We start from the raw sequence: 9,290 nt of genomic DNA on the forward strand, positions 1-9,290 counted from the left end.
TCGGCTCACTCCCCCACCTCACCGTCGGCCAGCTCGCGCAGCGCGTCGAGGTGCCCGACGTGGCGGGCGGTCTCCTGCACGACGTGGGCCAGCACCCACCGCACCGTGAACGCCCCACCGCGGCGCGTCCGGTCCCCGGGCGTGAGCCCCGCCAGCGCCGCCGCCGACCGCTCCCACTCCGCGCGGTAAGCGGCGACCACCGACGCCGGGTCGTCCTCGCCGGCGAGGTCCCAGCTCGGGTCCGCCGAACCCGCCCACAACGACGGCGCGTCGGCCCCACCGGCCTCGATCGAGAGCCACCACCGCTCGACGGCCGTCAGGTGCTTCAGCACGCCGAGCGCACTCATCCGCGGCCAGCTCGGCAGCGGTGCCGCGGCCGCCTGCTCCCGGCTCAGGCCCGCGACCTTGTTCACCGCGGTCGCCCGCAGGAAGTCCAGGAACCGCAGCTGGACGGTCAGCTCGTCGCCGCTCAACGGGTCGGGCCAGGCCCGCTCGGCCTTCGAACTCGTGTTCGACATGGCCGGCAGCCTACAACGCGGGGCATGGCATGCTGGCACCATGACCGGCCACGACGACCTTCCGGTCCTGGTCATCGACGGGTCCCGGTTCTCCGACTTCGCGGGCTTCACCCGCGAGTTCTCCGGGCTGCTCGACGGCTACCGCTGGCGAGGGAGTCTCGACGCGTTCAACGACGTGCTCCGGGGCGGCTTCGGCACCCCGGACGGCGGCTGGGTCCTGCGCTGGCTCGACTCACGGACGTCTCGGGCCGCGCTCGGTCACGAGGCGACGATCCTCCGGCTGACCGAGCTGCTCCGGACCTGCCACCCGTCGAACCGGCCCTCGATCGAGGCCAGGATCGCCGCCGCGCGGCGAGGTGCGGGCCCGACCCTGTTCGACGAGATCGTCGGCATCATCCGCAGCCACGGGCCGGGCGGTCGCGAAGCCGAGGACCGCGTCCTCCTCGAGCTGGCCTGAGGGCGCCTCCGCCGGGGGAACGGCCTGACCTCCGTCACCCCGCCCGGAATAGGGTGACGGTCATGGTGTGGGGACTGCTGTGTGCGCTGCTCTCGGCCGTGGCGTACGGCGTCGCGTCGGTGATGCAGGCCGTGGCGGCGAAGGCGACGCCCGACGCGGGCGCGGGGGTCGACCCGCGGTTGCTGCTGCGGGTGCTGCGGCAGTGGAAGTACGTGGCGGGCCTGGGGCTGGACGTGCTCGGGTTCGTCGCGCAGATCGCCGCCCTGCACGTGTTGCCGTTGTTCGTCGTCCAGGCCACGCAGGCGGCGAGCCTGGCGGTGACCGCCGTGGCCGCGCGGGTGTTCGGCGTGCGGCTCGGGGCGCGCGAGTGGGCGGCCGTCGCCGTGGTGTGCGCGGGGCTGGCGTTGCTGGGTTCGGCGGCGCAGAGCGAAGGTTCGGACCAGGTGGGCCTGGGCTTCCGGCTGGCGCTCGCGGGCGCCGTGGTGGTGCTCGGGCTGGCGGGGATCGCGGCGGGCAAGGCCGGGCGCCGCGTCCGCACGCCGGCGCTGGGGCTGATCGCCGGGCTGTGCTTCGGGCTGGTCGCGGTGGCGGGCCGGGTCATCCCGAGTCTCGCCCCGCTCGACCTGCTGACCGACCCGGCGCTGTACATCCTCGCGGTGTCCGGTGGCCTGGCGATGCTGTTCTACGCCACGGCGTTGCAGCGCGGCAGCGTGACCACGTCGACCGCGATGATGGTGCTCGGCGAGACCGTGCTGCCCTCGCTCATCGGCGTCGTGCTGCTCGGCGACCGCACGCGGCCCGGCTTCGTCGTCGTGGCGATCGCCGGGTTCGTGCTCGCGGTCACCGCGGCGCTCGCGCTGGCCCGCTTCGGCGAGCCGGCGCCGATCGAGCAGCCCGTCTGAGGCTCAGCCGCGGTTGCGCCGCCACTGGTTCGACAGCAGCCACATCAGGTAGAGCCCGCCGATCGCGCCGGTCGCGATGCCGACCGGCAGGCCTTCCTCGCCGAACACCAGGCGCGTCACCAGGTCACTGGCCACGAGCAGCAGCGCGCCCATCAGCGCCGAGGACACCAGCGCCGGTTTCGCCGAGCGCGCCAGCCGTTTCGCCAGCTGCGGCGCGGCGAGCGCGACGAACGCGATGGGTCCCGTCGCGGCGGTGGCGATCGCGCACAGCGTCACGGCCACCGCGAGCAGTACCGCGCGGCTGCGCTCCACCGGCACCCCGAGCCCCTTGGCCGAGTCGTCGCCCATCTCCAGCAGCGCGAGCCGCCGGCCGTAGCCGAACGCGAGCGGCAGCAGCACCGCGACGGCAATCGCGACCGGCCAGATCTCGTCCCAGCCGCGGCCGTTGAGGCCGCCGACCAGCCACGCCTGCGCCGCGTACGCGTCCTGCAGCGAAGCCCGCGTGATGAGGTACGAGTTGGCGGCCGTGAGCATGGCCGCGACCCCGATGCCGACCAGGATCATCCGGAACCCCTGCAGCCCGCGCCGGTAGGCGAGCAGCCCGACGGCCAGCGCCGTGAGCACGCCACCGGCGAGCGCGCCGAGCGCCACCTCGCCGGAACCGCCGTGCGCCAGCACGATCACGAGCAGCGCACCGGTCGCCGAGCCCTCGGTGAACCCGATGACGTCCGGGCTGCCCAGCGGGTTTCCGGACAGGCTCTGCAGCACACCACCGCTCACCGCGAGCGCCGCGCCGACCAGGACCGCGAGCAGCAGCCGCGGCAGCCGCAGCGTGGTCACGATGAACTCCGTGCCCGCGTCGCCGAAGCCGAAGAGCGTCTTCACGACGTCGAGCACCGACAGCGGGTAGTCACCCGTCGTCATGCTCACGGCGCTCAGCCCGAACAGCACCACGGCGAGCACGATGCCCACCACCCACGCGCGTGGTGTCACGCGCAGCGAAACCCGCCGCGTCCGGACGGGACGGTCCTCGATCGCGGTCACAGGCGCGCCAGCTTCCGGCGCCGGCACAGCGCGATGAACACCGGCGCGCCGAGGAACGCGGTCACGATGCCCACCTGCAGTTCCTCCGGCGGGTTGAGGATGCGGCCGATCACGTCGGACCCGATCAGCAGCACCGGCGAGAGGATCATCGAGTACGGCAGCACCCACCGCTGGTCCGGACCCACCAGGATCCGCACGGCCTGCGGCACCGCCAGCCCGATGAACGCGATCGGTCCGATGGCCGCCGTCGAAGCCCCGCACAGCAGGGTGACCGCGATCGCGCCCAGGACTCGTGTGCGGCCGATGTGCGCGCCGAGCGCCTTGCCGGTCTGCTCGCCCAGCGCGAGCACGTTGAGCGGCCGCGCGAGCAGCAGCGCCAGCACGATGCCGATCGCGATGAACGGCGACACCTGCACCAGCACGTCCGCGCGCCGGCCGCTGAGCGAGCCGACGTTCCAGAACCGGAACTGGTTGAACGTGTCGGGGTCGATGAGCAGCACCGCGCCGATGTAGGCCTGCAGCACGGCGGTGAGCGCCGCGCCCGACATCACGAGCCGGTCGGGCGTCGCGCCGCCGCGACCCGCGGTGCCGAGCAGGTAGACCACCACCGAGGCGACGGCGGCGCCGAGGAACGCGAACCACACGTAGCCGAGCACGGTCGTGACGCCGGCGAACGCGATGGCCGAGACCACCGCGGCGGCCGCGCCGTTGTTCACGCCGAGCAGGCCCGGGTCGGCGAGCGGGTTGCGCGTGAGCGCCTGCATCACCGCTCCCGCAAGGCCGAGAGCTGCGCCGACGAGGGCGCCGAGCAAGGTCCGCGGCAGCCGCTGGTCGTGGATGATGACCGCGTCGGCGCTGCCGTCGTTGTGCCAGAGCACCGACCAGGTCGAGCCGAACGGGATGCTCTTCGAGCCCACCCAGAGGCTCACCAGCATGACCAGCACGAGCAGCGCGACAGCACACACCAGGCCGCCGCAGCGCAGGGTTCGGCCCCGCCCCCGGTGCGCGGGTGGCCCCGCCGCCACGGGTGGGCTGACGCTGACGACCACCGACACCTCCTGCGGACCGGGCACTCCTTCGCGGGCGGTTCTTAGACTAGCCTTACCTATCAAGACGCGGTGCAGGCGGCACGCTGGGCAGGTCGAGCGAAAGGGAGGGCGCCGGTGACGACGGCTGCAGCGACGACCGGGCGGGACGTGCTGCGGCGCGCGATCTCCGGACAGCGGGGGGCCGTGACGCTCTCCTCGATCCTCGCCGCCGCGCACCAGGGCGGCGAAGCTCTGGTACCCGTGGTGATCGGTGTGGTCATCGACCGTGCCGTGGCCGACAGCTCCGTGCTCACCCTGATCACCTGGCTCGGGGTGCTCGCGGTGGTGTTCCTGGTGCTGTCCTCCAGCTACCGCTTCGGCGCGCGGGCCGCGGAACGCGCGGCCGAGCGCGCCGCGCACGACATCCGGCTCTCGCTCTCCCGGCGCGTGCTGCATTCGCGCGGTGGCACCGAAACCGGCGCGCTCGCGGGTGAGCTGGCCAGCATCGGGACCTCGGACGCGCGGCGCGTCGGGATGATCAACGCAACGCTGCCGTTCGGGGTCTCGGCGCTGGCGGGCCTCGTGGTCAGCGCGGTCGTGCTGCTGCGGATGTCCGTGCCCCTCGGCCTGCTGGTTCTGCTCGGCACTCCCCCGTTGCTGTTGCTCGCGCACCTGATCGGCAAGCCGCTGGAGAAGCGCAGCGAGGTCGAGCAGGAGCGCGCGGCGCACGCGTCGGGTGTCGCGGCCGACCTGGTGGCGGGGCTGCGCGTGCTCAAGGGCATCGGCGCGGAACCGGCCGCCGTCGATCGGTATCGCCGCACCAGCCGGGATTCGCTGCTGGCCACCGTCCGCGCCGCCCGCGCGCAGGCGTGGCACAACGGCGCGCTGCTCGCGTTGACGGGCATCTTCATCGCGCTGGTGGCGCTCGTCGGCGGGAACCTCGCGGCCAACGGTGACATCAGCGTCGGCGACCTGGTCGCGGCGGTCGGGCTCGCGCAGTTCCTGCAGACCCCGTTCTCGATCTTCGCGTGGGTCAACGGCCAGTTCGCCCAGGGCCGCGCGTCCGCCGGGCGCGTCGCGACCGTGCTCAACTCGCCGCTCGCCGTGCCCGAGGGCACCGCTTCCCTGCCGGCGCCGGCCGCGGGCGGGATCGAGCTTTCCCGCGTGACACACGGAAAGCTGCGGGAGCTGGACCTGGCCGTGCCCGGCGGACAGCTGCTGGGGATCGTCACCGCGGACCCGGCGATGGCCACCGACCTGCTCGACTGCCTGGGCCGCTTCGCCGATCCCGGCACCGGCACGGTGCGCGTCGACGCGGTCGACCTGTCCACTGTGGACCCGGACCGCGTCCGGGAGGTGGTGCTCGTGGCCGCCCACGACGCCGATCTGTTCGAAGGAACCCTGGAGGAGAACGTGCGAGCGGGCGGTCCGGCGGTGCCGGACGGAGTGCTGGCGGCCGCGGCCGCCGACGAGGTGGCGAGCACGCTGCCGTCCGGCGCGGCCACGGCCGTCACCGAACGGGGGCGCTCGCTCTCTGGCGGGCAACGGCAACGGGTCGCGCTCGCACGGGCGCTGGCGGCGGACACACCGGTGCTCGTGCTGCACGACCCGACCACCGCCGTCGACACGGTCACCGAAGCCCGGATCGCCGACGGCATCGCCCGGCTGCGCCGCGGCCGCACCACGATCGTGGTCACGACCAGCCCGGCGCTGCTCGCGGCCACCGAGCGCGTGGTACTGCTCGACGAGGGGCGGGTGGTCGCCGAAGGTGAGCACGCCGGCCTCGTGCGCGAGCGCGCCGACTACCGCGCGGCGGTGCTTTCATGACCACCCGCGAACTGCTCCCGACCGCGGACGGGCACCGCATCCGCGCGGTACTGGGCGAACTGCTGCGCCGCTCGAAGGCGCGCGCCGCCGGGTCCTTCGCCTTCGTCGTGGCCGCCACGGCCGTCGGCCTGCTCACCGCGCCGCTGCTGGGCCGCGTCGTCGACATCGTCGCGCAGCACCGCCCGGCCACGGACCTCGTGACGCCGGTCGTGGAGCTCGTCCTCGTGGCGGTGGCCTCGGCGATCGCCACGGCCATCGGGACCTCGATGCTCGCCCGCCTCGGCGAGACGATGCTGGCGGATCTGCGGGAACGGTTCGTGGACCGCGCGCTGGGGCTGCCGCTGGAACAGGTGGAGAAGGCCGGTTCCGGCGACCTCACCACCCGGGTGACCAACGACGTGTCGGTCGTCGCGGAGGCCGTGCGCGAGGCCTTGCCGGAGCTGGGCCGGTCGGTGCTCACGATCGTGCTGACGCTCGTGGCCATGGCCGTGCTCGACTGGCGGTTCCTCCTCGCGGCCCTGCTCGCCGTGCCGATCCAGCTCCACACCGTGCGCTGGTACGTCCGGCAGGCGAAGCCGCTGTACGCGGCGCAACGGGCCGCGGTCGGCGCACAGCAACAGCAGCTGCTCGACGCGATCGGCGGCGCCAAGACCGTGCGCGCGTTCCGGCTGGCCGACGAGCACGTGGAGCGCGTGCGGCAACGTTCGGACGGCGCGGTTGAGCTGGCGTTGCGCGGAATCCGCCTGGTGACCCGGTTCTTCGGCAGGCTGAACCTCGCGGAGTTCGTCGGGCTCTCGGCCGTGCTCGCGGCCGGGTACCTGCTCGTGGGCGCGAACCTCGCGACGGTCGGCGTCGCCACCGCGGCGGCGCTGTACTTCCACAGCCTGTTCGGCCCGATCAACACCGCACTCGCGCTCGTCGACGACGCCCAGGCGGCCACGGCCGGCCTCGCGCGGCTGATCGGCGTGGCCGACCTGCCCGCGTCGGTCGAGCCGCGGCAGCCCGCGCGGCCGGTCGACTCGTCGGTGAAGGTCGGCGCGCTCCGGCACTCCTATGTGGACGGTCACCCGGTGCTGCGCGAGGTGGACCTCGACCTGGCGCCCGGTGAACGCGTCGCGCTGGTCGGCGCGAGCGGCGCGGGCAAGACGACGCTGGCGAAACTCATCGCCGGGATCCACCAGCCGGGCTCGGGTTCGGTGTCGCTCGGCGGCGTGCCGCTCACCGAGCTCGGCCCGGCCCAGACGCGGCGGACCGTGGCGCTGATCAGCCAGGAGGTGCACGTCTTCAGCGGCACGCTGGCCGACGACCTGCGGCTGGCGCGGCCCGAAGCGTCCGAAGAGGACCTGCGTGCGGCGCTCGCGACGGTCGGCGCGCTGGAGTGGGCCGAGGCGCTGCCCGACGGTCTGGACACGGTCGTCGGTGACGGCGGGCACCAGCTCACCGTCACGCAGGCGCAGCAGCTCGCGCTCGTGCGGCTCGTGCTGGCCGATCCGCCGGTGGCGATCCTCGACGAGGCCACGGCCGAAGCGGGCAGCGCGGGCGCGAAAACGCTGGAAGCAGCCGCCGCGGCGGCGCTGCAGGGACGGACCGGGCTCGTGGTCGCCCACCGGCTCACGCAGGCGGCGGCGTCGGACCGGATCGTGGTGCTCGACGCGGGCACGGTCGTCGAGACGGGCACGCACGACGAGCTGGTCGCCGCGGGCGGCCGGTACGCGACGCTGTGGGCCGCGTGGTCGGGGACGCGCCGGGTGCGCGACTCCGTAACGGAGTGAGGCTCGCCGCAGTGGACGGTGGTTGCATCAGCCAGGCGGTCTGACTTAGGTTAGGCAACCCTGATTACTAGTCCGACCAAAAGCAGGCCGCACCCCAAGCAGCACGCAACCGTTGCTACGAAGCCATTCGGCCGTGACGGTGGTCGGATTGGTACTGATCGACACCGTATCGAGAGCGACCGCAAAGGACCGACGATGGCCCGCTTCTCCCTCCTGTCCGCCGCGCGCGGGCGCGCCCGGACCGCCGGCGCGCTCGCCGCGGCGCTCGTGCTCGCCGGCACGCTCACGGCGTGCGGCTCCGACACCCCCGCCGCGCCGGGCTCGACCGGCGCGTCCGGCGCCACGGACCCCGGCGCGTTCCCGGTCACCATCGAGCACAAGTACGGCTCCACGACGATCGAGAAGGCGCCTCAGCGTGTCGTCACCGTCGGCCTGACCGAGCAGGACTCGCTGCTCGCGCTCGGCGTCGTGCCCGTCGGCACCACCGACTGGCTCGGCAACTTCCCCGGCGCCATCGCGCCGTGGGCCAAGGCGAAGCTCGGTAACGCTCCCCTGCCGACCGTGCTCAAGGACGCCGACGGGCCGCAGTTCGAGAAGATCGCCGCGCTGAAGCCGGACCTCATCATCGGCCTGTACTCCGCGCTCACGCAGGAGCAGTACACCACCCTGTCGAAGATCGCGCCGACGATCGCGCAGCCCAAGCAGTACAACGACTACGGCATCCCGTGGCAGGAGACGACCAAGACGGTCGGCAAGGCCGTGGGCAAGGCCAAGGAAGCCGACGCGCTCGTGACCGGCGTCGAGGACCAGTTCGCCAAGGCCCGCGCCGCGCACCCTGAGTTCGCCGGCAAGAGCGCGCTGATGGCCACCCAGTACGACGGCTACTTCGTCTACGGCAGCGAGGACCCGCGCTCGCGCATCCTCACGTCGCTGGGCTTCAAGCTGCCCCCGAACCTCGACCAGCTCATCGGCGACAAGTTCGGCGCGAACATCAGCGCGGAACGCACCGACCTGCTCAACGTCGACGCCCTGGTCTGGATCGTCGACACCATCCCGGGCGGCCAGGCGACGCTGGCGAAGGACAAACTGTACTCGGGATTGAACGTCGCGAAGCAGAAGCGCGAGGTCTTCATCGAGGACCCCAGCACCGACGGCAGCGCCACGTCGTTCGTCAGCGTGCTCAGCCTGCCCTACACGCTCGAGCGGATCGTCCCCCAGCTCACCGCCGCCGTCGACGGCAACCCGGCCACGGACGTGAAGCCCGCGGCCTGATCCCCCACGCACGCACAACGCCCAGCCGGGAGACGTCCTCCGGCCGGGCGTTGTCGTGTGGTGCAAGGGAATCCGGCGCCGCGGCAAGCACGGCACCTCGCAGCCCAACCTCCGCGCCGCGCTGAGAAGGCTCCCGTCGGTGGCGCGAAGTCCCGGCCACCCCGGCGCCTGGCCGAGCGGCCGCCGCCGACCTGAAACGCCGAACCGCCCGGCCGGAACGTCTCCGACCGGGCGGTTTCGCGTTGCCGCGTCAGGATTCCATGGCCTCGATGAGGGACTTCGGGCGCAGGTCGGTCCAATTCTGTTCGACGTAGTCGAGGCACGGCCGGCGGGCGTCGGGGCCGAAGGCGGTGGTCCAGCCGGCCGGGACGGCGACGAACTGGGGCCACAGGCTGTGCTGGCCCTCGTCGTTGACGAGCACGAGGTAGATGCCGTCGGGGTTCTCGAAGGGGTTGGTCATGGTGTTTTCC

Annotated in this window: 9 protein-coding genes; 5 read left to right on the forward strand and 4 right to left on the reverse strand. The window is 73.1% G+C overall.

Annotated features, from left to right (window positions below; translation table 11 throughout):
• Positions 1–5: 5 nt before the first annotated feature.
• Positions 6–518, reverse strand: coding sequence for a DinB family protein (locus AB0878_RS04265; RefSeq protein ID WP_366576348.1), 513 nt, complete (start codon positions 516–518; stop codon positions 6–8).
• A 40-nt stretch (positions 519–558) separates the two neighbouring features.
• On the opposite strand from AB0878_RS04265, the gene AB0878_RS04270 reads away from it, so the two are divergent.
• Together AB0878_RS04270 and AB0878_RS04275 are read left to right on the forward strand one after the other, a co-directional pair.
• Positions 559–975, forward strand: coding sequence for a barnase inhibitor (locus tag AB0878_RS04270; RefSeq protein ID WP_366576349.1), 417 nt, complete (start codon positions 559–561; stop codon positions 973–975).
• Between the two features lie 62 nt (positions 976–1,037).
• Positions 1,038–1,877 carry a DMT family transporter gene (locus AB0878_RS04275; protein WP_366576351.1) on the forward strand — a complete coding sequence of 280 codons (840 nt, stop codon included), beginning with the start codon at positions 1,038–1,040 and terminating at the stop codon, positions 1,875–1,877.
• 3 nt (positions 1,878–1,880) lie between these two features.
• Here the strand turns inward: AB0878_RS04275 and AB0878_RS04280 are convergent, their stop codons facing one another.
• Together AB0878_RS04280 and AB0878_RS04285 are read right to left on the reverse strand one after the other, a co-directional pair.
• Positions 1,881–2,921 carry an iron chelate uptake ABC transporter family permease subunit gene (locus AB0878_RS04280; RefSeq protein WP_366576353.1) on the reverse strand — a complete coding sequence of 347 codons (1,041 nt, stop codon included), beginning with the start codon at positions 2,919–2,921 and terminating at the stop codon, positions 1,881–1,883.
• Positions 2,918–3,970 carry an iron chelate uptake ABC transporter family permease subunit gene (locus tag AB0878_RS04285; protein ID WP_366576355.1) on the reverse strand — a complete coding sequence of 351 codons (1,053 nt, stop codon included), beginning with the start codon at positions 3,968–3,970 and terminating at the stop codon, positions 2,918–2,920. The genes AB0878_RS04280 and AB0878_RS04285 overlap by 4 nt, the downstream gene beginning before the upstream one ends.
• Before the next feature lie 114 nt (positions 3,971–4,084).
• On the opposite strand from AB0878_RS04285, the gene AB0878_RS04290 reads away from it, so the two are divergent.
• The 3 genes from AB0878_RS04290 to AB0878_RS04300 all read left to right on the forward strand — a co-directional run bounded on the left by AB0878_RS04290 (position 4,085) and on the right by AB0878_RS04300 (position 8,820).
• Complete coding sequence (locus AB0878_RS04290; protein WP_366576357.1) at positions 4,085–5,776, forward strand: ABC transporter ATP-binding protein; 1,692 nt, start codon at positions 4,085–4,087, stop codon at positions 5,774–5,776.
• Entirely contained in the window at positions 5,773–7,548 is a 1,776-nt protein-coding gene (locus AB0878_RS04295) for an ABC transporter ATP-binding protein (RefSeq protein ID WP_366576358.1), read from the forward strand. The genes AB0878_RS04290 and AB0878_RS04295 overlap by 4 nt, the downstream gene beginning before the upstream one ends.
• Before the next feature lie 195 nt (positions 7,549–7,743).
• On the forward strand, positions 7,744–8,820 hold the full coding sequence (locus AB0878_RS04300; protein ID WP_366576360.1) for an iron-siderophore ABC transporter substrate-binding protein: 1,077 nt from the start codon (positions 7,744–7,746) through the stop codon (positions 8,818–8,820).
• A 250-nt stretch (positions 8,821–9,070) separates the two neighbouring features.
• On the opposite strand, the gene AB0878_RS04305 is transcribed toward AB0878_RS04300, so the two are convergent.
• A complete protein-coding gene (locus AB0878_RS04305; RefSeq protein WP_366576362.1) occupies positions 9,071–9,280 on the reverse strand; it encodes an MbtH family protein in 210 nt (69 codons plus the stop codon).
• Between the last annotated feature and the right edge of the window lie 10 nt (positions 9,281–9,290).

The sequence above is a fragment of the Amycolatopsis sp. NPDC047767 genome (assembly GCF_040704195.1).
Taxonomy (GTDB): Bacteria; Actinomycetota; Actinomycetes; order Mycobacteriales; family Pseudonocardiaceae; genus Amycolatopsis.

Bases quoted from the DNA above. Each gene is read 5' to 3' on its own strand.
- AB0878_RS04265 (WP_366576348.1), bottom strand. From the start codon at position 518: ATGTCGAACACGAGTTCGAAGGCCGAGCGGGCCTGGCCCGACCCGTTG.
- AB0878_RS04270 (WP_366576349.1), top strand. From the start codon at position 559: ATGACCGGCCACGACGACCTTCCGGTCCTGGTCATCGACGGGTCCCGG.
- AB0878_RS04275 (WP_366576351.1), top strand. From the start codon at position 1,038: ATGGTGTGGGGACTGCTGTGTGCGCTGCTCTCGGCCGTGGCGTACGGC.
- AB0878_RS04295 (WP_366576358.1), top strand. From the start codon at position 5,773: ATGACCACCCGCGAACTGCTCCCGACCGCGGACGGGCACCGCATCCGC.
- AB0878_RS04300 (WP_366576360.1), top strand. From the start codon at position 7,744: ATGGCCCGCTTCTCCCTCCTGTCCGCCGCGCGCGGGCGCGCCCGGACC.
- AB0878_RS04305 (WP_366576362.1), bottom strand. From the start codon at position 9,280: ATGACCAACCCCTTCGAGAACCCCGACGGCATCTACCTCGTGCTCGTC.